At 40.5% G+C, this 22,580-nt stretch carries 23 protein-coding genes and 1 pseudogene; 21 read left to right on the top strand and 3 right to left on the bottom strand.

The window, feature by feature from the left end:
• The first annotated feature begins 47 nt into the window (after positions 1–47).
• Both glyQ and glyS read left to right on the top strand, forming a co-directional pair.
• On the top strand, positions 48–929 hold the full coding sequence (gene glyQ, locus ACJMM4_RS08650) for a glycine--tRNA ligase subunit alpha (protein ID WP_405379388.1): 882 nt from the start codon (positions 48–50) through the stop codon (positions 927–929).
• The gene (glyS, locus tag ACJMM4_RS08645; protein WP_405384054.1) at positions 929–3,100 is read left to right on the top strand and encodes a glycine--tRNA ligase subunit beta; all 2,172 of its coding nucleotides are present in this window, start codon (positions 929–931) and stop codon (positions 3,098–3,100) included. The genes glyQ and glyS overlap by 1 nt, the downstream gene beginning before the upstream one ends.
• Before the next feature lie 120 nt (positions 3,101–3,220).
• On the opposite strand, the gene ACJMM4_RS08640 is transcribed toward glyS, so the two are convergent.
• The 3 genes from ACJMM4_RS08640 to ACJMM4_RS08630 all read right to left on the bottom strand — a co-directional run bounded on the left by ACJMM4_RS08640 (position 3,221) and on the right by ACJMM4_RS08630 (position 6,283).
• On the bottom strand, positions 3,221–4,210 hold the full coding sequence (locus tag ACJMM4_RS08640) for an aldo/keto reductase (RefSeq protein ID WP_405384052.1): 990 nt from the start codon (positions 4,208–4,210) through the stop codon (positions 3,221–3,223).
• 47 nt (positions 4,211–4,257) lie between these two features.
• Complete coding sequence (locus tag ACJMM4_RS08635) at positions 4,258–5,289, bottom strand: alpha/beta hydrolase (RefSeq protein ID WP_405384050.1); 1,032 nt, start codon at positions 5,287–5,289, stop codon at positions 4,258–4,260.
• 97 nt (positions 5,290–5,386) lie between these two features.
• Complete coding sequence (locus ACJMM4_RS08630) at positions 5,387–6,283, bottom strand: LysR family transcriptional regulator (RefSeq protein ID WP_405384048.1); 897 nt, start codon at positions 6,281–6,283, stop codon at positions 5,387–5,389.
• A 363-nt stretch (positions 6,284–6,646) separates the two neighbouring features.
• Between ACJMM4_RS08630 and ACJMM4_RS08625 the strand changes: the two genes are divergently transcribed.
• The 19 genes and pseudogenes from ACJMM4_RS08625 to ACJMM4_RS08535 all read left to right on the top strand — a co-directional run bounded on the left by ACJMM4_RS08625 (position 6,647) and on the right by ACJMM4_RS08535 (position 22,541).
• Positions 6,647–7,900 carry an ATP-binding protein gene (locus tag ACJMM4_RS08625; protein WP_405384046.1) on the top strand — a complete coding sequence of 418 codons (1,254 nt, stop codon included), beginning with the start codon at positions 6,647–6,649 and terminating at the stop codon, positions 7,898–7,900.
• 213 nt (positions 7,901–8,113) lie between these two features.
• Entirely contained in the window at positions 8,114–9,487 is a 1,374-nt protein-coding gene (gene rlmD, locus ACJMM4_RS08620; RefSeq protein ID WP_405384044.1) for a 23S rRNA (uracil(1939)-C(5))-methyltransferase RlmD, read from the top strand.
• Complete coding sequence (locus tag ACJMM4_RS08615; RefSeq protein ID WP_405384042.1) at positions 9,487–9,930, top strand: GNAT family N-acetyltransferase; 444 nt, start codon at positions 9,487–9,489, stop codon at positions 9,928–9,930. Before rlmD ends, ACJMM4_RS08615 begins: the two co-directional genes overlap by 1 nt.
• A 270-nt stretch (positions 9,931–10,200) precedes the next feature.
• On the top strand, positions 10,201–11,271 hold the full coding sequence (locus ACJMM4_RS08610; RefSeq protein WP_405384040.1) for a DNA adenine methylase: 1,071 nt from the start codon (positions 10,201–10,203) through the stop codon (positions 11,269–11,271).
• Positions 11,272–11,283: 12 nt separating this feature from the next.
• Positions 11,284–12,102, top strand: coding sequence for a restriction endonuclease (locus ACJMM4_RS08605; protein ID WP_405384038.1), 819 nt, complete (start codon positions 11,284–11,286; stop codon positions 12,100–12,102).
• Position 12,103: 1 nt separating this feature from the next.
• Positions 12,104–12,982, top strand: a complete 879-nt coding sequence (locus ACJMM4_RS08600; protein WP_405384036.1) for a type II restriction endonuclease — start codon at positions 12,104–12,106, stop codon at positions 12,980–12,982.
• Between the two features lie 11 nt (positions 12,983–12,993).
• Positions 12,994–13,530: a glutamyl-tRNA amidotransferase gene (locus ACJMM4_RS08595; protein WP_405384034.1), complete on the top strand. Its 537-nt coding sequence runs from the start codon at positions 12,994–12,996 to the stop codon at positions 13,528–13,530.
• On the top strand, positions 13,530–14,276 hold the full coding sequence (locus tag ACJMM4_RS08590; RefSeq protein ID WP_405384032.1) for a TRM11 family SAM-dependent methyltransferase: 747 nt from the start codon (positions 13,530–13,532) through the stop codon (positions 14,274–14,276). Before ACJMM4_RS08595 ends, ACJMM4_RS08590 begins: the two co-directional genes overlap by 1 nt.
• A 10-nt stretch (positions 14,277–14,286) precedes the next feature.
• Positions 14,287–16,110: an ATP-dependent nuclease gene (locus ACJMM4_RS08585; protein WP_405384030.1), complete on the top strand. Its 1,824-nt coding sequence runs from the start codon at positions 14,287–14,289 to the stop codon at positions 16,108–16,110.
• A gap of 364 nt (positions 16,111–16,474) precedes the next feature.
• Positions 16,475–16,861, top strand: a pseudogene (locus ACJMM4_RS08580) (virulence RhuM family protein); the annotation flags it as partial.
• A 151-nt stretch (positions 16,862–17,012) separates the two neighbouring features.
• Positions 17,013–17,543, top strand: coding sequence for a GNAT family N-acetyltransferase (locus tag ACJMM4_RS08575; protein ID WP_405384028.1), 531 nt, complete (start codon positions 17,013–17,015; stop codon positions 17,541–17,543).
• 115 nt (positions 17,544–17,658) lie between these two features.
• Positions 17,659–18,318 (top strand): helix-turn-helix domain-containing protein, encoded by a 660-nt coding sequence (locus ACJMM4_RS08570; protein ID WP_405384026.1) that lies wholly within the window; start codon positions 17,659–17,661, stop codon positions 18,316–18,318.
• A gap of 136 nt (positions 18,319–18,454) precedes the next feature.
• Complete coding sequence (locus ACJMM4_RS08565) at positions 18,455–19,270, top strand: arginase family protein (RefSeq protein ID WP_405384024.1); 816 nt, start codon at positions 18,455–18,457, stop codon at positions 19,268–19,270.
• Between the two features lie 95 nt (positions 19,271–19,365).
• Positions 19,366–19,713 carry an arsenate reductase family protein gene (locus ACJMM4_RS08560; RefSeq protein WP_405384023.1) on the top strand — a complete coding sequence of 116 codons (348 nt, stop codon included), beginning with the start codon at positions 19,366–19,368 and terminating at the stop codon, positions 19,711–19,713.
• 177 nt (positions 19,714–19,890) lie between these two features.
• On the top strand, positions 19,891–20,589 hold the full coding sequence (gene queC, locus ACJMM4_RS08555; RefSeq protein ID WP_405384021.1) for a 7-cyano-7-deazaguanine synthase QueC: 699 nt from the start codon (positions 19,891–19,893) through the stop codon (positions 20,587–20,589).
• Positions 20,583–21,086, top strand: a complete 504-nt coding sequence (locus tag ACJMM4_RS08550) for a QueT transporter family protein (protein WP_405384019.1) — start codon at positions 20,583–20,585, stop codon at positions 21,084–21,086. Before queC ends, ACJMM4_RS08550 begins: the two co-directional genes overlap by 7 nt.
• The gene (gene queF / locus ACJMM4_RS08545; protein ID WP_405384017.1) at positions 21,079–21,579 is read left to right on the top strand and encodes a preQ(1) synthase; all 501 of its coding nucleotides are present in this window, start codon (positions 21,079–21,081) and stop codon (positions 21,577–21,579) included. Before ACJMM4_RS08550 ends, queF begins: the two co-directional genes overlap by 8 nt.
• A gap of 78 nt (positions 21,580–21,657) precedes the next feature.
• A complete protein-coding gene (locus tag ACJMM4_RS08540) occupies positions 21,658–21,948 on the top strand; it encodes a LysO family transporter (protein ID WP_405384015.1) in 291 nt (96 codons plus the stop codon).
• Positions 21,945–22,541, top strand: coding sequence for a lysine exporter LysO family protein (locus tag ACJMM4_RS08535; RefSeq protein ID WP_405384013.1), 597 nt, complete (start codon positions 21,945–21,947; stop codon positions 22,539–22,541). Before ACJMM4_RS08540 ends, ACJMM4_RS08535 begins: the two co-directional genes overlap by 4 nt.
• The last annotated feature ends 39 nt before the right edge of the window (positions 22,542–22,580 follow it).

Genomic DNA, 22,580 nt, shown 5'->3' with positions numbered 1-22,580 from the left:
TATTTCCTTCATCTTTGTAACAAAGCAATTTATATAGGAGGCAGAACATGGATTTTCAAACAATTATTTTGAAACTGCAAAAATTCTGGGCTGGTCAGAAATGCATCATGGCACAGCCTTATGACGTGGAAAAGGGTGCAGGCACCATGAACCCGTCTACTTTCTTGCGCGTACTGGGTCCTGAACCTTGGCGCGTAGCTTACGTGGAACCTTCCCGTCGTCCTGCAGACGGTCGTTATGGCGACAACCCTAACCGTTTGTTCCAACATCATCAATTCCAAGTTATCGTTAAACCTTCTCCGGAAAATATCCAAGAGCTCTATCTGCAAAGCTTGGCAGAGTTGGGTATTCATCAAGAAGAACATGATATCCGCTTTGTAGAAGACAACTGGGAATCCCCCACTTTGGGCGCTTGGGGCCTGGGCTGGGAAGTTTGGCTGGATGGCATGGAAATCACCCAGTTCACCTACTTCCAACAAGTTGGCAGCATCGACGTTAAACCTGTAACCGTAGAAATTACCTACGGCCTGGAACGTCTGGCTATGTACATCCAAGGCGTAGAAAACGTCTTCGACATTAAATGGGTTGACGATATTACCTATGGTGACGTTTTCCATACCAACGAAGTAGAACAATCCTACTATAACTTCCAAGTAGCAGATACTGCACTGCTCTTTGAAATGTTTGACAAATACGAAGCAGAAGCTAAACGTGTAATTGGCTTGGGCTATATCCGTCCTGCTTATGATTATGTTCTGAAATGCTCTCATACCTTTAACCTGCTGGATTCCCGCGGCGCTATCAGCGTAAGCGAACGTACCGCATACATCGGCCGTGTACGTGCTATGGCACGCTTGTGTGCAGCAGCATATGTTGAGCAACGTGAAAAAATGGGCTTCCCGCTGCTGAAGAAAGGGGAGGAAAAATAATGGAAAAATTACTTTTTGAAATTGGCACTGAAGAAATTCCTGCGAAGTTTATGCCTGGTATTTTGGCGCAATTGCAAGAAATGGCTGCCAAAAAGATGACTGAACTGCGCATTCCCTTTGAAGCAGTAAAAGTTTACGGCACTCCGCGTCGTATGACCTTTATTGCTAGCGGTGTTGCTGAAACTCAAGCAGACAGCACTGTAGAAGCAAAGGGTCCTTCCGCTAAGATTGCTTTCGTTAACGGCGAACCCTCTAAGGCTGCTCAAGGCTTTGCCCGCGGTCAAGGCGTAGATGTTAACGATTTGGTAATCCGCGACAACTATGTATATGCTATTAAACATTTGGCTGGCGCACCGGTTATCGATTTGCTGCCCGGCCTGCTGCAAGATATTCTTACCAGCCTGAACTTCCCCAAAAATATGCGTTGGGCTGATCATGACTTCCGTTTCGTTCGTCCTATCCGTTGGCTGGTAGCTCTCTTTGGCGATAAAGTTATTCCTGTAGAAATTACCGGCGTTAAATCCGGCAAATTCAGCCGCGGTCATCGTTTCCTGCGTCCCAGCGCTATTGATGCAGCAAAAGAACACGAATCCATTCTTGACGCTGCTAAAGCTGCTTTGGAAACCGTTGCTACTAAAGCTAAAAACACCGTTGCTTCCGCTGCCATCGGCACCACCAACGCTGTAGAAATTCCTTGCGCTGACGATTACGAAAAGGTTCTCTATGACAATTTTGTTATGGTTGACCAAGACGCTCGCCGCGTATTGATTCGTAAACAAGTAGCTGATCTGGCTGTTGCAGAAGGCGGTCACGCTGAAATCGACGAAGATTTGCTGGAAGAAGTAAACTATCTGGTAGAATGGCCCACTGCTCTGTGTGGCAAATTCGAAGAAAAATTCTTGGCACTGCCTAAAGAATGCATCATTACCCCCATGCGCGAACATCAACGCTATTTCCCTGTACTGAAGGAAGATGGCAGCCTGCTGAACAAATTTATTACCGTTCGCAATGGTGGCAAGGAACATTTGGAGATTGTTGCTCATGGTAACGAACGCGTACTGCGCGCACGTTTGAGCGATGCTGAATTCTTCTTCAACGAAGACCGCAAGCAAACATTAGCAGACCGTCTGGAAAAATTGAAAACTGTTTCCTTCCAAGAAGGTTTGGGCAATATGAACGATAAGAGCAAACGTCTTGTACAAGCTGCTAATATGCTGTCCATGGCTATTAATGCTAAAGTTTCTAAGGAAAATTTGGAACGCACCGCGCTGCTGTGCAAATGCGATTTGGTTACCGGTATGGTAGTAGAATTCACCGAGCTGCAAGGTGTTATGGGCCGCGAATATGCTAAACTGGATGGCGAAGCACCGGAAGTTGCAACCGGTATTTTTGAACATTACCTGCCTCGTTTCGCAGGCGACGAACTGCCTAAGACCGATATTGGCCGCATTGTAGGCATTGCTGATAAACTGGACAACATCTGTGCTACCTTCAGCCGTGGTCTGGCTCCCACCGGTTCCCAAGACCCCTATGCTCTGCGCCGTCAAGCTTTGGGCGTAATCAACATCCTGTTGGATGCTAACTATCATATTTCCCTGTACAAGATAATTGCAGGTATGCTGTTCTTGCTGCAAATCACTCCGGAACAAACCGGTAAGCTGGTTCCGCAAATCGCTGAGTTCATGAAACAACGTCTGCGCAATATGCTGATCGACCAAGGCATTCGCTATGACGTAGTTGATGCAGTTTTGGCGGAAGAACGCAACGATGACTTTGCAGATCTGTATGCACGTGCAGTTGCTTTGAATAACTTCGTAGCTAGTGCTGAAGCTCCGGCTATGATCCAAGCTGCAACCCGTGTTGCTAACCTGTGCAAGAAGATTGAAGAAGAAACCGCTATCAATCCGCAACTCTTTGAAGTTGAAGCAGAAACCGCACTGCACAATGCAGTTGTTGAAGCTACCAAAGAAGTTATGGTTGCTACCAGCAAATACGACTATGCTGCGGTTTTGGCAGAGGCTGTAAAACTGGTTGCTCCTATTAACAAATTCTTCGATGACGTTATGGTTATGGCAGAAGATGCTAAGGTTAAGAACAACCGCTTGGCGTTGCTCTCCGCTGTTAAAGACATCACCCACGCAGTTGGCGACATCAACGCTATCGTACAATAATTCTATAAAATGGATAGGCTAGTACCAAACTAGCTTCTTGAACTAAAAAACAAGGCATGAATTTGAATTTCTCAGATTCATGCCTTGTTTTTTTAATTGCTCAAAAAGTAAATAGTCTATTTATTTTACGACATGACCACCGAATACTTCTAACTCCATGGTGTCGAGCTTGGCATCGATGGCAGCTATTTCGTCCTTTGATAGTAGAATATCTTTTGCCATTAGATTTTCTTTAATGCGTTCTTGTTTGCGAGAACCTGGGATAGGAACGATATAGTCCTTTTTGTTCAGCATCCAAGCGAGGGAGAGCTGTCCCATAGTGGCGTGCTTTTGTTCTGCTAGCTCTGTCAGCAGGGCAAGCAGTTCTTTTGCCTTGGCGTAACCTTCTTCAGTGTACTGAGGCATACCTGTACGGTAATCATTTTTGCCTTCAAATTGAGTTTGCGGCGTATACTTACCTGTGAGAAACCCATTAGCCATAGGGGAGAAGGCTACAAAGGCAATGTTTAATTCTTCGCACACTGGGAATAGGCTTTCGTGCCAGCGCCCCATCATGGAATAGCGATTTTCGATGGCTGTGACGGGACAAACTGCATAGGCACGACGCAGGTAGGTTTCGTTAACTTCCGAAATACCCCAATAGCGGATTTTTCCTTCTTGGATGAGTTGTGCCATGGTATTCGCTACTTCTTCTGGTTCTACATGGGGGTCCATACGATGTTGATAGTACAAATCAATATAATCTGTATTCAGTTTGCGTAGACTACCTTCCACACTGTTACGAATAGTTTCGGGGCGGCTGTCAACTTGCAAGGAAAGGTCAGCACGATGCTGGACGCCCATTTTTGTAGCGATTACAACCTTGTCACGAATATTGTGCAGGGCTTGACCAACTATTTCTTCGTTATAAGAGACGGAGCCATCGGGATAAAGACCAGTGTAGACTTCTGCAGTATCAAAAAAGTTGTAGCCCATTTCATAAGCTTCGCGAATGGTAGTGACAGCCAAAGGCTTTGCTACAGGATCTCCGGAAGCGTGGCTAAAGCCCATACAGCCAAGTCCAATCGGTGTTACATATAAATTGCTGTTGCCAAGTTTTCTTTTTTGCATGATAAACATTCCTTTCTTTGACTATTATCAGTTTTATTTCATTGGTTTTATTTCATTTGTCTTTGCCAAAAAACTATTGCATCCTTAATCCAACCTTCTGCAACAGTATTAGTTCCTAAACCAAATCCGTGGCGCAGACACTTATAAGCATGATATTCTGTGGGAATTCCCAATTTATTCATGGCGTCCAACCTAGCTTTCATAGTGCGCCAATTGGCAATGCCATCATCTGTGCCAACGCAAACATACGTGGGCGGGTCATAAGGACTGTACTCGCTGTGGCCGGTATATTGCATTACGATGGTTCCTGGTCGGGGAAGTTTATCGCCGCCAAATGCTTTCGGACCATAGGTACCAAGATAAGCTGCCATTCTTGCGCCTGCTGAACCTCCCCACAAGGAGTAGCAGTTGGTATCAACTTCCAGTTCTTTTGCATGGTTAAAAATAAAAGTAATGGCGCGTGCCAAATCCTCGCAAGCTGCCTGCGCATCGGGACGGTAAATTAGGGCAAAGGCATTGTATCCTTTTTTGGAAAGTTCCAAAGCGTGGGGAAAACTGTCATGGATGGCTGCCACATAGGCGAAGCCACCGCCTGCATTGCAGATAGCAAATTTTTCTCCTGGATTTCCCTTAAAGAAGAACAGACCAGTATTCTTTTTCGCTTGGTCAGCGGCCTTTTCTTCCTTAGTATAGATGTCATAGAAAATTGTTTCTCCAGCTTGTGCATGGGACTTTAGATAATTCGCAACTTCTACAGTTTTTGTGGGGTCAATATTGTTGTACCAGGTCAGATACATCGTTCCTAGAGTATCGCCACTCATATACCAATTGTTGACCGGGAAAATCAAACGACCATAATTGGCAAACGCTGGGTCGTTGGTAACATCGGCAATTTTTGTTTTCGTCATATACATCATTGTTTTATCCTTTGTCGCTTCGGCTGTATTCTTAGTTCCCAATTGTCGCTCTGTTGTATAGGAAACGATTTTTGCAGGTTCCGTATAGGCTTCTGTCTTTGCGCCACAGCCAGATAGAAGTATAAGGCAGAGGCACACTGCCATCCATACCAATGTTCGCATTTTTTACACCATCCTCCTTATTTAGTTCTACTTAAATTATAAAAAAATCGAGGCTTCCGCAGAAGTCTCGATTCGTTCACAAGTATATACTTTTAGGTTATAAGTTGTTTGCTGCCTCTTTTGCTGCTTCCAAAAATCGTTGAACAGTGGCTGTAGGCTTAGGCGCGTGGAGCAGTCCATAAGGAATGCTGTATTCCCAATCCACGGGAATTACTTTCAAAAACGGATGCACGTTAGCCCATCCCGGGATACAGAGGAGGACGTCATGGCTATTTTCACAATGGTTAAACATATTGGTGTCGTAAAAATCAAAGTCCACCACATGAATTTGCTTATGATTCTTAAAAATTTCATTTCGCAGTTCGTCTATATGATGACTCCAACCACGGTGTATTAAAAGCAGATTTTCCCCGTACAGGTTTGAAAAAGTAAGCTTGTCTTTTGTTGCAAGGGGATGATAGATGGAAATAGCACAGCAGAAGGGTTCTTGACTTAATTTGAGCCCGGCACAGGAGCGGACCTCCAACATTGTTTCATCAAAAATGCCACCGATTACATCAATGTGTTGTCCCAAATTAGCAAGAATTTCCCGTGCGTTTTCTGGTGTATTTTCAAATGGGACGATCTCAAATTTGATGTCCGGACAACGAACTTGTATTTTTGGCCATAGCTGCATTAGAAGTTGAGCAGGCGTCATAGGCGAACTGCCAATGCGAACAACATTGGTGTTATCTTGCATGGCATTTTTTGCCCGCGTTACAGAATCTTTGCAGTATTGAATGATGTATTTGGAATCTTGGTACAAGGATTTACCTGCTGCTGTCAAAATCAGGCCTCGGTGTGTACGTTGAAACAGTTTCACGTCCAAGGAACTTTCTAACAGGTTGATTTGTTTGATGACGGCGGTAGGGGTGATATAGAGGCGTTCAGCAGCTTTGTTAAAACTTCCTGCATCTGCAACACGCAGGAATGTTTCTAGTTGTGGGTTGTACATAAACCATTCCGCCTTTCGCTATAAGTTGAGAACATTATATTTTTCAGATACTAGATGTTTTTGTTTTTCATTATAATGATATCCGTGGCTTTTTTCAACTATATTATCATAGAAAAATAAAGTAGTAAACATGTCTTGATAGGATGAATAAAATGACTTAGAATTCAAGCATTTGCTTAGGCTGTACCGTTTCTTTTTTTTGCAGAGGGCAAAGATTTTAGCGAAAACACTGTGACTGAATATTTTAGGCAAAATTGCCTAAAATGTGCAATGAAGAACTTCCCTTCTAAAGCACATTGATATATAATAGCATTGAATAAAAGTGGTAAAATTGCCTAAAATATTCAATGGGAGGTGCAGTGGATGGAATTTAAACGTGAGCAGTATTTACAGAAGCTCGTTAATCGTATGCATAACGGCCTGATAAAGGTTGTTACAGGAATTAGACGTTGTGGCAAGTCCTACTTGTTGTTTAATATTTTTAGCAAGTATTTGCAAGGGCTTGGAGTAAGCTCTGAGCATATTATTTCAATGGCTTTTGATATTAGGCAGAATAAGCAGTATAGAAGTGCTGATATGCTGCTTGAGTATATAGATAGCAAGATAGTGGATAAAGACATGTACTACATCATTTTAGATGAAGTGCAAATGTTGGAAGACTTTGAAGAGGTTCTCAATACCTTATTGCATCGTAACAATGTTGATGTTTACGTTACCGGAAGTAATTCTAGATTTTTGTCTAAAGATATCTTAACTGAGTTTCGAGGACGTGGTGATGAAGTACATATTTATCCTTTGACATTTAAAGAGTACCTAGAAGGGTATAATGGTGATATGTACCATGCATGGGCTGATTACATAGTATATGGTGGATTACCTTTGGTTGCATTGATGAAGACTGAGGAACAGAAGGTCAATTATTTACAAAGTCTTTTTTCTACCACTTACTTACGGGATATTGTTGATAGGTATGGAATATCGAAGACCCAGGAGATGGAAAATTTGATTGATATTTTAGCTTCTTCCATAGGATCTTTAACAAATCCCCCTAAGATTGAAGCTACATTTAAAAGTGTATTAAAGTCTACTGTAAGCATGAATACTATTAGACAGTATATAGAGTACCTAGAAGATGCTTTTGTTATCAATAAAACTTTGCGTTACAATGTTAAGGGAAGAAAATATATTGGTACTCCTGTTAAATATTATTTTGAAGATATTGGCTTGCGTAACGCTAGATTGGGGTTTCGCCAAGTGGAAGAAAACCATTTAATGGAAAATATTATTTATAATGAATTGCGAAGTAGGGGATATGCTGTTGATATAGGTATCATCGATACGCGTGTACTTACTGAAGATGGTAAAATGGGAAGAAAGCAATTGGAGATTGATTTTGTAGCGAACTTAGGGAGTAAACGTTACTATATTCAATCTGCATTTAGTATGCCTGATGAAGCAAAGCTGGTTCAAGAAAAAGCATCGCTGTTAAAACTTGACGATTCGTTCAAGAAAATAATTGTAGTAAAGGATGTTGTAAAAGTTACTTGCGATGAAAATGGAATAACTACTATGAGCATATTTGACTTTTTGCTAAAGGAAAATAGTTTGGAATTATGAGAAAATGAATTTTTTAGAAGTTTGTTTCCTCAAAAATGTTCTGTAAAAAAGTAACTTGCGGTTTAAATAGGCGGAGCTTATAATAAAAATGTGATAAGTATCACAGAAATATACATAAAAGTGTGATGATACTCACACTTTTATAAAGAATAATGTGATTATCACCACATTATTATAGAAATAATTGATTGAGTGGCGAAGGAGTGTATTTAGATGAAATTTGTAGTTCCTGTTAAACAGGGTGATAATATTGAATTGACTATTAGTGGTTTGGGTTCCAGTGGTGAAGGCGTTGGTAAATACGAAGGCTTTACTGTGTTTGTACAGGGAGCACTGCCCGGGGAGAAGGTTCAGGTTGTCATTACGTTGGTGAAGAAAAGTTACGCAGTGGGTAAACTGTTGGAGATTATTGCAGCATCTCCGGAGCGTGTGGAGCCTTTGTGTCCTGTATATGCTCAATGCGGTGGCTGTCAACTGCAGCATTTAAGCTATAAGGGACAACTGGAATGCAAACGCCAACAGGTACAGGATGCGTTGACACGCATCGGTCATTTGGATGTGGAGGTGCAGCCTGTTTTGGGGGCAGCAAATCCTTGGAACTATCGTAATAAAATGCAGTTCCCTGCAGCTATGAACGCCGAAGGCGTGTTGCAGATTGGTTGCTATGCAACTGCTACCCATAGCGTAGTGGATACGGATGGCTGCATGATTCAAAAGGAAGCCAATAATCAAGTGCTTTTGACTGTGCGCAAATGGATGAAGCGTTTTGGCATTAGTGCTTATGATGAAAAGACTGGTAAGGGCTTGGTGCGTCATGTTATGGCACGTGTGGGCGTGCATACGGGCGAAGTGATGGCTGTATTGATTACTAGTGCCTATGATATTCCCCACCGCAAGGAGCTGGTGGAATGGCTGACGAAGTATGTACCGGGCTTGGTAAGCGTAGTGCAGAATATTAACAAGAAACCGACTAACATCATCATGGGCAACAAGACCCGTGTGCTGTATGGCGATGACAAGATTAAGGACAGTTTGGGAGCGTTGAGCTTTAATATTTCTGCACAAAGCTTCTTCCAGGTTAATAGCGAGCAAGCAGAAAAGTTGTATAACAAGGCGTTGGAGTTTGCTGCCCTCAGTGGCAATGAAACTGTAGTGGACGTATACTGTGGTACGGGTACGATTTCCCTGTATTTGGCACGTCATGCCAAGAAGGTTTATGGCATCGAGATTGTTGCGCCTGCCATTGAAAATGCTAAGAAAAATGCGGAAGAAAACAAGGCTAAAAATGCGGAGTTCATCCTTGGTGATGCGGCAGTGGAGCTGCCTAAGCTGTTGGACAGCGGCGTGCGTCCTGACGTGATTGTTGTGGATCCGCCGCGTGCAGGCTGTGAAGAGCGCGTGCTGCGCGCTATGGCTGGGGTTGCACCCCAACGTATCGTTTATGTTTCCTGCAATCCTTCTACTTTGGCACGTGACTTGGCGTTGTTGGAGACCATGGGGTATAAGGCAGTATTAGTACAACCGGTGGATATGTTCCCGTATTCTCATCATGTAGAGAATGTAGTTCTGGTGGAGAGAGTAGAATAATGGAGCTAGTTGTAAAGCGTTTTGCGGAGTTGAGCGCAGAAGAATTGTATGATATTTATAAACTTCGTGTAGCCGTTTTTGTGGTTGAGCAAAAATGTCCTTATCAGGAAGTTGATGCTGCTGATAAGGATGCAATTCACCTGTGGATGCAGGATGAAGAAGGCATTCAGGCGTATGCAAGAGTTTTGCCCAAAGGGTGCACGTTTCCAGATGTATCCTTGGGGCGTGTTATTGCGGTAAAACGTCGTTGCGGACTTGGTAGTAAAATTGTCAATGTTGCAATAGCTGTAGCAAAGGAAGCGTTTCATGCGGAAAGGATAACTATCGAAGCACAGGTATATGCAAGAGAGCTGTATGAAAAAATCGGTTTCCGCCAAACGTCTGAAGAGTTTTTAGAAGATGGCATTCCTCACATACAGATGCAGTTGGAAGTGGAGTCATGATTTTTAATGTTTGCACTTATAATATCTTTGATATTACTTAAATGTTAATCGCACTCTTTATGTTTCATAGATGTATTGTGACTATAGAAGAGTGTTATTATTTAGTGAGAGCTTATAACAAACAGAGGCCCGAGTAAGCGAAATAGACATTATGGACAATTCTACAAGCTGTTCAAAAAAATTCAGAAGATGTCTCTCAAAATGGTATTGCTATTATTCGAGATTTAGAATATTATATAAGTGTAAATATATTGTATTCTGGAGGTTCATATGGAATTTATGTCTGCAAGAGACGCTGCTGATAAGTGGGGGATTTCCCAAAGACGAGTTGCCGTGCTTTGCTCTGAAAGCAGGATAGGAAATGCTACAATGATTGGTAATATGTGGATTATTCCTACGACTGCAGAAAAGCCTATTGACGCAAGAAGCATTCGTTATTCAAAGAATGACGGAAAGAAAATAAAGCCTTTTTTGAAATGGGCTGGTGGCAAGGGTCAGTTACTTTCGGAAATTGAAAAATACTATCCATTTGAATCCAAGAAGATTACTAAGTACGCTGAGCCTTTCGTTGGTGGTGGTGCTGTTCTTTTTGATATTTTAAGCAAATATAATCTTGAGTCTGTCTATATAAGCGATATAAACGCAGAACTTATAAACACATATCGTATTATCAGAGATGATGTTAATGTACTGATTGATATGCTGAGAGTTATGCAAAACGAATTTGTTCCGATGGATACAGAAAATCGCAAAATATATTATTTCGCAAAGAGAGCGCGGTTTAATGATTTGAAAGTAAATGGAGATGAAACTATCAACATCGAAAAAGCAGCACTTATGATTTTTCTCAATAAAACCTGCTTTAATGGTTTGTATCGTGTCAACAAAAAGGGTTTGTTTAATGTACCTATGGGTTCTTATAAGAATCCTACGATATGTGATGAAGATAATCTACGGGCGGTGTCTGAAAAACTACAAAGTGTAACGATTGTTTGTGGAGATTACAGGGAGGCTGCCAATTTTATTGACGAGGATACTTTTGTGTATTTTGATCCTCCATATCGACCGATTACCGATACTGCAAGTTTTACAGCTTACACAGAGAATCTGTTCAATGACGAGGAACAGATTGAACTTGCCAAGTTTGTGGACGATATGCATCGCAAGGGAGCAAAAGTTGTTGTTAGTAATTCTGACCCCAAAAACTCTAATATAAATGATAATTTCTTTGATAATATCTATTCCACGCACAAAATTAAACGTGTTGAAGCTACGCGCATGATCAACAGTAATAGTGCGGCAAGGGGAAAAATAAAAGAACTTCTTATCAGCAATTTTTAAGGAGACCACACTGTGAGAAAAAATATTGACTTATCAGCAGATGAATATAGAGAAATAGTGGATAACTTCTATAACTACTTTGAGGACGGATATAAATTTGAAGAGTTCTTGAAGGTGTATTTAGAGAGAATAGGTTTGGAAGAAGTTTTTGTAACGAAGAAGTCTGGAGATGGTGGGATTGATTTAACTGCAGTTCGGAAGGGGATTGGTGGTTTGTCTAATTCAGTTGACGAACTATTCTATATACAGGCAAAGCGATATTCCCCAGAAACTACAATATCTCCAGAGAAAATTCGCGCATTAAGGGGGTCTTTCAGGAGTGGTGTTGGAATGTTCATCACTACCGGAAAGGTGTCTGATAACGCAAAGGTTGAAGCACAAAAAGTAGATCCCAGCAGACCAATCATTGTTGTTGATGGGAGGGAGCTTGTTGGCTCGTGTATTGAAAAAGAAATAGGATTTACATTCAAGCCAGTATTTAGCAAAACGGCTCTTGACAGTGTTATGAAAAAAACATCTGCTACGGTGAGTGACCAAGAAGTTACGGTTGAGAGAATAGTAACTGAAAACGATATAAGAGCATATATTTTGGTTTTGCCTCGCGCTATCAAAGAACGTATTTCTGATGATACTGCTGTTATAACTATTCGGTTCGGAGATTCTTCATATAAGGAATATCGAATTGATGCGCAAAGAAGATATGTGGGCGGTATTTCTAAAGCATATAGAGATTTCGGACTAAGACAACCTGATGGTGTGTTTGTGTCAAAGCGAGCTGTGTGGCATATTGAGGCAGTGGACAAGTTTACGGTAGAGTTTAAGGAGTTATAATATGTGTAGAGATTTTAATAATTGGTTAGCTGGTTTTCGCGGTAGCATTGCAGACTACGGCTACTATATTGATTTTGAAAAAGTTCACCGCAACGTCGACGGCATAAAGGTAGAACTAAATATACTAAATTCTCTTATAGGCTCCAAGAACATTAAAGAAGATTTCGAGGTTTTAATTAAGAAATATCCAGAAGTTTTGAAATGTATTCCTCTGCTTTTGGCGGTAAGAGCAAGTGAGATTTACTGCCAAGACGAGAATGGCGGTTACTTGTATCAGTTTGATTTTAGAAAATATCCTCAGAATAATGATGCTCACTATGAACGGTATTCATACTTTATGGAGCATACCGGATTGTTTGATTTGCTCTCAAACCATATCATAAACAACCTTGTTGATTACGTTACAGGTGTTGAAACTGGACTTGATTCCAACGGACGTAAAAACAGAGGAGGGCATCTGATGGAGGACTTGGTGGAGAGCTTCATCAAAAAGGCTGGCTTCGTGAAAGGTGAAAATTACTTCAAGGAAATGTACATACATCAGATTACTGAAAAATGGGGAATTGATCTTTCTGCCATTTCCAATCAAGGCAAGATGGAAAAGCGTTTTGATTTCGTTGTAAAGATGCCTAATATGATTTATGGTATTGAAACCAATTTTTATGGCAGCGGTGGAAGCAAGCTTAATGAAACGGCGCGTAGCTATAAAACACTAGCTCTTGAAACAGATACAATTGACGGATTAACTTTCGTGTGGTTTACGGATGGAAAAGGATGGACAAGCGCACGACATAACCTTGAAGAAACATTTGATGTGATGGAGAATATCTATAACATCAAGGATTTGGAAGATGGTATTATCACCAAAATTTTTAGATGAGAGGAATTTGTATGCCAAACAAGATATTCAAGTATAAAGCTAATTTAGTACCATTAGAAATAGAAAACCAAGAGCAAAACGCGTTTAGGGATAAATTACTAAACATACCATATCTTTTATACAAAGTGGAGCAGTTGTCTACAGGGGAGATAATTGCAATAAACAAACCGGGAGGAAAGCGTAACTTTGGAAGGCTTTCTCGGGATGACTTTATGGTTTTTATTTACAATCCAGATGAGGAAAGTTTATGGTTAATTAGTCACGGAGAGATTAGTGATGATATTGCCGAAAAATATGAGTACGATAGCAAAAGTGCTGTATTGCTTATTGAGGCATTATATCATGTTTGTTGTGGAGATGAACCCGATTATGTGCTTAAAAAAATTCCTCTAAGAGATACTGTAGGCATTCCTGTCGAAACTATTCTTAAGGTGTATAAATGGATTTGGGGGCAAGAAGATTGCAATTATCCAACTAAGGCTGGTAGGTGGCTTTCTATGGATGCCATTTTGAATAGATTTGGGCTTAGTGCAGAGGATTTCAAATAATGGCAAATAAAATTACAAAATGGGAACCTGAGGACTTTGAGCTTGAAATGACTACGCATTGGTCTTTTCCGAAGCGTGGTGATTGGGCTACTCACGATGCTAAATGGCGTGGTAATTGGTCTCCTTATATTCCGCGAAACATTATATTGAGATATTCCCAAGAGGGAGACATGGTACTTGACCAGTTTGCCGGCGGTGGAACAACCCTTGTTGAAGCGAAATTGCTCAATCGTAATATCATCGGTGTAGATGTCAACGATGTTGCTTTAAACAGATGTAAAGAAAAGGTCGATTTTGAACACGAAGGTGCAGATGGAAAGGTTTATATCCGCAAAGGCGATGCTCGTCATTTGGATTTCATACCAGATAATGGTATAGATCTAATTTGTACACACCCACCATATGCCAATATTATTCAGTATAGCGAGGATATTGAGGAGGACTTGTCTCACCTTAAAGTTAAGGAATTCTTGGAAGAAATGAAAGCAGTAGCTCAAGAGAGCTACCGTGTTCTGAAAAAAGACAAGTTTTGTGCTGTTCTTATGGGAGATACCCGTCAAAAAGGCTGTATGATTCCAATGTCTTTTGATGTCATGCGTATATTTGAAGATGTTGGCTTCAAACTGAAAGAACTGATAATAAAGGAACAGCATAATTGCAAAGCTACAGGATATTGGAAAACAAACAGTGTGAAGTATAATTTCTTGCTCATTGCTCACGAGTATCTGTTTGTGTTTAGAAAATGAAGGAGTTTTTATGTTACGCATTGTTAATTGTTGTATCAATAGATATCGGTCTATTTTATCAATGGATATGGCTATATCAAACGAGTTGAATTTAGTTGCTCTTTGTGGACAAAATAATGTTGGTAAAACTAATACATTACGAGCAATAAATTTGTTTTTCCATCCAGAGAGCTATGCTCCAGAGGTTGATATGCCGAAAATAAAACATGCTACTGGGGGACAATCTATCCACCCAAAGATAGAACTTACTTTTTGGGATGATAAAGCTGATATTTATTATACGATATGTCGTGATATGAAGGCATATACAGAGGCGTTGCCGGATCTTACTCTTAGTGGCGTTTCGTATAAATTTGATGGTAAAAAGAAAAAAGACAAACACAGTCTCACTATCGAAGAGATAAATAATGTTATAGCTCAGATTGAATTTGTTTATATAGAATCTATCAATACATTTATACCTGAATTGGTAGAAAAAATTACTGAAGGTATAATCGATGTCGAATATGACAAGGCACGTTTTTCTCAATCCAAGAAGGCGTTGAAAGATGCATATGATACTTATGTCGATGGATTAAGTGCAATTCTCGGAACTTTCGCTAATGATATTTCAAATACTTTCAAATATTTTTGCGATAATTGGAAAGTAGAGTTTATTGTTCCGAAAAATTCGGAAACTTTTAGAGACTTGATATCTGAAGATGTGCATTTATCTTTGGATGATAACGGTAGCATCGGTGTACTAGATAAAGGGGCGGGGTTACAACGACTAGCTACCATATTGCTGAATTTTGAAATGCTTTCTCGTATAAATCGGAAGAAAAGTATAGTTGTTTGTATAGATGAGCCAGATGTTTATTTACATGAAGGACTCCAACGAAAATTAAAAGAACTTTTTGATGAAAAAAGTAGCAGCATGCAGTTGTTTTTTACTACTCATTCTAAGGTTTTTATAAATGAGTATAGCATGCGTAATGTTTTCCTTTTGGACGCCAAACACTATGAGCAATACTCAACTCGAAAAAAGAAAAAAATCAATGTCATCGAAACCTTTTTAGTCGATATAAACGATCAAAGTGGTTATGATAAAATTTGCTTACATTTAGGAATTGAACCAGTAACATACGAATTGTTACATCAAAATAATCTTTTGGTAGAAGGAAACTGTGACAAAAAATATCTTACCGAATTATTTAATTTTTTTGAGTTTCCGTGTCCTAATATTGAGTCGCTTAATGGCGCAGATAATGCTGTAAAATTTCTTGAATTTTATGATTCGTATTATAATAATAACACAACTCAATACAAGCCTAAGATTAAAGTTGTATTTGATAACGATTCTAAAGGTAGAGAGATTTATAGTAAGATTCGCTCAATTACATATAAGCATATTGATGTTAAAGTAATCTTGCTACAGAACCATACTAATAGTGGAAATACTGAGATTGAGAAAAATAATATAAATAACGAAATAGAGGATTTTATTTATCCAGAAGTTATCGTTTATTTAGTCAATGCTTTATTAGAGAAAAAGAGCATGGTAAAGTTGAAAGCAAAAGAAGTGTGTAAAAAAATTCACACCAAATCATTTGCTTCTAAAGGAATTCTTGCTCTATGTGAATATGAAAAGAATTCTTTGAATCCAGATAGTGGTGCAGATATATCTTTTGTATCATCTAGCAATCAGACTAATCGCGTAAAGGAAGGATTAGCAGGATTGTTTAACTTAAAAGCTAACAAAAAGTTATTATCTTTAATTAATGAATGTGATGGAAAACATCCATATGTAAAACAAGCTCTTCGAGAATTGTGTAATTTTAAAAATTTTACATAACTTAAAGTTACAATAACAAGGTGTACATTCTTTTTAATCCTCCAGGGAGTGTAAATATTGTCTAGATATTCATCAAAAATCTTATTAGGGGTTTTGTGTATTCCAGACGCTTTACAACTAGTCTTTCTAAGTATTTTAATATGTTTTAATACTATGAATTCTTTAGTCAGAAACATATGTAGATGTCACAGATAGCGAAGAAGGTATTTATGGAAATTTGCAAATAGTTACAAGGATTGAATTTGTAATTTTATCTTACAAAATTGATATTTTTGGGAATGTTCCACGAACAGGTTTTGTTTTCGGCTAATTCAATGTGAATAACTAGAGCTTGGAATAATTCATGATGGGACGGTGAATGCGGATGTACGATCGTGGGGAAATAGTAATTTATACAACAGAAGATGGGCTTACCAAAATAGAGACTGCTTTTGATAAGGAAACTGTTTGGTTATCTATTGATCAGATGGCAGAGTTGTTTCAACGTAATAAATCTACTATTTCAAGGCATATTAAAAATATTTTTTCTGAAGAAGAGTTACAAAGGGAGTTAGTTGTTGCAAAATTTGCAACAACTGCTAGTGATGGAAAAGTATATCAGGTAGATTATTATAACCTTGATGTTATTATTCCTGTTGGGGATCGTGTAAAATCCAAACGTGGCACACAGTTCCGAATCTGGGCAACGAATATATTAAAAGAGTATCTAAAAAAAGGCTTTGCTATGGATGATGAGCCTTTAAAGATGTTGCTAAAGAAGTTAAGAAGAAAAAGTAACAGTGTTTAGAATCTTAATTTATTGCGGAGTGAAGTACTATGATTTTAATTAATTGGGGTGGAAGAGAGTAGGAGCATACTTTTGGCTTTAATGAGAAACAATTTTGTAAGGAGAATGCTAAAGTATGAATAATTTAATTTTAAAACCTATCACCACTGCTAACGAGAAAAATGTTTTTATAGCCGAAATTCAGAAAGCTTTTCAAAAAGCTTTTGAGGAAGAATGTGGGCCGTGTGACGAAAAAATCTTGCCGCGAGAGGACATTGAAGATTCTTTTAATTGTAAAGGGGCTGAGGCGTATTTTGCAGAGTTGGATGGTGTGCGCGTAGGTGGTACTATTATCGTTGTGGATGGGGAAACAGGCTTTAACTCCCTGCACCTGTTGTACGTTAAAACCAATACGCAAAACTCTGGTATTGGTGTAAAAATGTGGCAAGCTATTGAAGCATTGCACCCGGAAACTAAAGTATGGGAAACCCATACTCCCTATTATGAAAAAAGGAACATCCACTTCTACGTTAACCGTTGTGGCTTTAAAATTGTAGAATTTTTTAATCCCAAGCATAAGGATCCACACCAAAAAGGTGATACTGCAGGAAATATTCCTGAAGAACAAAACTATTTTTTCAGATTTGAAAAAGAGATGGGAAAGTAGAATGTTTAGCGTTAAAAGGACTCCATAGGACGTTTTATATTAATGTTGTGATAAATTATCGCTGTGGTGATATAATTGCGGCGATGAACGAAGACTGAGAAATGGAGGACTCATTATGATTCGGAGAAATTTGCCGATGATCCGCGCATACCAAGAAATGTATCTAAGTAGGGCGCAGTCAGCGCTCGGAGAAGCCTTTGACTACGCTATTAATACTTGTAATATCTCTGGAAATGATTTTGTGAAGATGTTTGTTGCAAGTTCTGTTAGCAAAAGAATGGAAAATGGCGAGCCTACGTACATTGCGGGGAAAAGTGGGATAGACATTGTTATTGAAATCGTAACAGAAACAGTGGGAAAGCAACTTGCGATAGAACAACATGAATGTTTGGAACGCTCTCAAGCATATTGGATTGGTTGGGCAGTGGCTTTTTATCAGTGGTATTCCGGGAGAAAGTATAGCGAAATATTTAAGGCAGTGTCTTATGCAGATTTACAGAAGCTGTACTATACATTACATGAAGCTGATATAATGAAGTTTGCAGATATTATGGATGCGCGTGTAAAAGAGTATTTTGCTGATACTAATTTAAAACGTCTGCGTACAATTTATGGCATTACGCAGGCGAAATTGGCCAAACGCTCCGGAGTCAGTCTTCGTTCCATCCAATTGTATGAACAACGTAATAAGGATATCAATAAGGCAAGTGCAGATTCTTTGTACCGTCTTGCTAAAACTTTGGGATGCACTATGGAAGATTTGATTGAGAAATGATTCCATGAGCAGAAAAATGTGAAAGGTATTTCCTGTTATGATATCTTTATAAAGGTTGAAGATATTTATAAGGGTTATCTGTATAATGAAAAGCTTTATGTTGAAACTAAGACAAGGTATTGGAGGCATATTGTAAATGATTTTATTAAATGGACAGTGGCAAGGCGGTGCTGATAAAGTTACTCTTGTCGGATTAGAGGAAATAAAAAAGTTTTATCTTGAGAAAAATGCTTATGAAGAAGTGCAGATTGATGAAGAAGAAGCGCTTGTTAATGAAGCAGGGATAATAGGCTTAACTTCCATTAAGAAACAAACTATGCAGGCTTGGAAAATTCTGCAGGAGAAACGCCCAAGTAAATTATTTACCGTAGGTGGTGGATGTGATGCTGATGTCGCTTCCATAGCTTATTTGAACCAGCTTTATCAAGGTGATTTGTGCGTTTTGTGGTTTGATGCTCATGGTGATATAAATTCGCCTGAAGAATCTGAAACGCATCTTTTCTACGGAATGCCTGTACGCGCCTTGTTGGGGGACTGTGGAGAAGCGTTAAGCGAAACCGTACCGCTAAAGTTAAAGCCGGATCAGATTCTGCAAATTGGAGGTCGTGCCTTTGATATTGCAGAAGCAGAGTATATAAAAGCGCAGAATATTTTACACATTGGCCATGATAGTGTGACATTTACTGAAACTATTATGGATGCTGTGAAGAAAACAGGAAAACAGCATTGCTATATTCATTTAGACTTAGATGTACTGGATCCTAGAGAGTTTCCTTACGTTCCTGTTCCGGAAGCAGGCGGAGTAGCTTTGGAAGAACTTAAGAAAAGCATGGTAGCAATTGCTGAAAAATGTAATCTTGTGGGGTTTGGCCTTTATGAATATGCTCCGCAAGAGCAGGTTATTCCTGCGATGGATTGGTTTGTTAAATATGGTATGATGGTAGCTGATTAGAAATGTAGTGTTCGTTGCTTCACTATCGCTTTGGTGATACCATTTTGCATATACTATGGAAGATTTAATTGAAAAATAATTGGGAGGTCTTTACTATGTTATTTGTTTGCTACCCTAAATGTACTACTTGCCAAAAGGCAAAGAAGTGGTTGGTCGCTAATAATATTGAGTTCACGGAGCGCCACATTGCGGAGGATAAGCCTAGTTATGAGGAGCTGAAGGAGTGGTATGCCAAAAGCGGCTTGCCTTTGAAGAAGTTTTTCAACACTAGCGGTGGTTTATACAAAGAGCTGAAGCTGAAAGATAAGCTGCCTTCCATGAGCGAGGAAGAACAGCTGCAGTTATTGTCTACCAATGGTATGTTAGTAAAACGCCCCATCGTTGTCGACGGCGATAAAGTTTTAGTTGGCTTTAAGGAAACAGACTACGAATGGCTAAAATAATCTGCCTACTCTAGACAAAAACCGCAAAATGGAGTATAATAGAGCGGAATTGAATAAGACAGTTCGTAACCATCCTGTCTTTAAACAAAACTACGGGCCTGCTACCCCAGGGTAGCGTTGATTTGTGTGTAAGTTCGCCTGTAGTGGGCGAACTTTTTGTTTATAGGAGCGAGAAAAATGAAGGCGTTAGTTCTTTTAAGCGGCGGCGTAGACAGTTCTACGGCGTTGGCTGTGGCAAAAGCAAAATATGGTGATGAAGTTATGGCGCTCAGCATGCGCTATGGGCAAAAGCATGTGAAGGAATTGGAGTCCGCCCGTAAGGTGGCAGATTTCTACCACGTACAGCTGTTGGAGATGGACTTGGCACCTATTTTCGCCCACAGTAGCTGTTCTTTGCTGCAAGGTTCTAACGAAGATGTGCCTTTGGCATCCTATGCGGAGCAATTGCAGGAGCGTGGCGGCGAACCCGTCAGCACCTACGTGCCTTTCCGTAACGGCTTGTTCCTTGCTACTGCAGCCAGCATTGCTTTGGAATACGGCTGCGAAGTTATCTACTACGGCCCTCATGCAGACGATGCTGCAGGTAATGCTTACCCGGACTGCAGCGTAGCTTTCAACGAAGCGATGAACAATGCAATTTACTTGGGCAGTGGTAATAAGCTGCATTTGGAAGCGCCTTTTGTAAATTTGACCAAGAAGGATATTGTAGCATTGGGTACCAAATTAGGCGTGCCTTACGAATTGACATGGAGCTGCTACTGCGGTGGCGAGCGTCCTTGCGGCAAGTGCGGCACCTGCATTGACAGGCGTGCTGCTTTCCGTGCCAATGGGTTGGAGGATCCTTTGGCGTACGTTGAGGAGGAAAAAGAATGTTGACAACGAAGAAATTAGCCATTGCCGGCATTTGTATAGCTTTATATTTGGTAGTAATGGTGTGCACCCAAAGTTTCGCTTTTGGTCAGTACCAAGTCCGCATTGCTACCGCACTGTACGGATTAAGCGCCTTGTTTCCGTTTTTAGTGTTGCCCTTCGGCGTTGCCAACATCTTGAGCAATACTTTAATGGGCGGCCTGGGCATTCTTGATATTGTGGGCGGTTTCGTTGTAGGTATTGTTACCACGGCGGTTATCGCTTTTGGCAAACGCCACGGCTGTGGCAACTGGATTGTGTGGGTTGCCATCACTTTAGTCCCCGGTTTGGGCGTTCCCCTGTGGTTAAGTGCTATTTTAAATATTCCCTATTGGATTTTGGCGTCCACCCTTTTGGTAGGTCAATGCATCAGCGGTTTTGCCGGTATGATGCTGGTGAGTGCTTTGGAGCGTGTTGGCGTAGGTAAATTTTGTGCTTGCGAAGGAGGAAGAAACAATGACTAGCGGTAGAAGTAAAGAAGAATTACAGGGCGTTAGCCTGTTGGGCAATAAAAATACTACATATAAAAGTGACTATGCACCGGAGGTTTTGGAAAGCTTCCCTAATAAGCATCCCGGAAATGATTACTTTGTAAAATTTAACTGTCCGGAGTTTACCAGCCTGTGCCCCATGACAGGTCAACCTGATTTTGCTACCATCTATATCTCCTACGTTCCCGACGAGCGTTTGGTAGAAAGCAAGTCCTTAAAGCTGTATTTGTTCAGCTTCCGTAATCATGGGGATTTCCATGAAGATTGCGTAAATATCATTATGAAGGACTTGATCAAGCTGTTGGAGCCTAAATATATCGAAGTATGGGGCAAGTTCCTGCCTCGCGGCGGTCTGTCCATCGATCCGTATGCTAACCATGGCAAACCTGGTACCGAATGGGAGGCAGTGGCGAAAAAGCGTCTCTTTATGCACGATATGTATCCGGAAATGATCAACAACAGATAAAATTTTTTGACAGCCATCGCACCTACGGTGGCTGTTTTTGTTGTATAATATAGGGATGTGCGCAAGGGAGGAATGAGCATGGAGATTATCATCGGCGCTATCGTAGCAGGCATTGTGCTGGGGTGGCTTGATGTTTTTAACTATAAATGGAGACTGTGGTTGAACCGTATTTCCACAGGCTGCTTATTTGTGATGTTGCTTTGCTTGGGGGCGAAGATTGGTTGTGATAGTGGTTTGTTGGCGCAGATAAAAACTTTGGGGGTACAGTCCCTTGTCTTAGGCGGCAGTGCGATTTTGGGAACTATGGCTATGTTTATGGTGGTGGCAAAAATCCTTGCTCCTGATTTTAAACGGGAGGAAGAAGAATGATTTACGCATTGTTTGGCGCTATTATTGCGGGTATAGTGGGAGGCTATATGCTGTTTGATGTTACAGTAAAGCCTTTGCTGGACGAGATTTTGATGGCTGCCCTTGATTTTATGGTGCTGGTAGCAGGTATTGAGATTGGTGCCAACCGCCATTTGTTGAAAAAGATTTGTACGGCAAAGAATTTACTGCTAGCTATAGCGCTACCTACGGCGACGGTGGTAGGCAGTTTGGGTGGTGGCTACCTCAGTCATTTTATTACAGGCTTATCCGTAGACGACTCTATCCTTGTGGCAAGCGGCTTGGGGTGGTACAGCCTTTCTTCCGTAGTTATCAGCACAATGCACAGCACGGAATTAGGCGCTATTGCTTTTTTAAGCAATATGCTGCGGGAAGTAGGCTCCTTTATCTTGATTCCGCTGTTGGCACGGGTGCATCCTTTATTATGCATTGCTCCCGGTGGGGCAGCGACAATGGATTCTTTGCTGCCTCTTGTGATACGTGCCTCGGGGATGCACGCAGGCATGTTCTCCTTTATTAATGGTTTGGTACTGTCTTTAGTAGTACCTGTGTTGCTATCTCTATTGTTAGGGTAAAAAATAAGTCCAACGCTGGATGCAGATGTGCATTGGTAC

This window comes from Phascolarctobacterium sp. (genome assembly GCF_045124115.1).
Classification (GTDB): Bacteria; Bacillota; Negativicutes; order Acidaminococcales; family Acidaminococcaceae; genus Phascolarctobacterium_A.
Note: the sequence above shows the minus strand (reverse complement) of the source record. Positions and strands in the feature narration are given on the sequence as shown.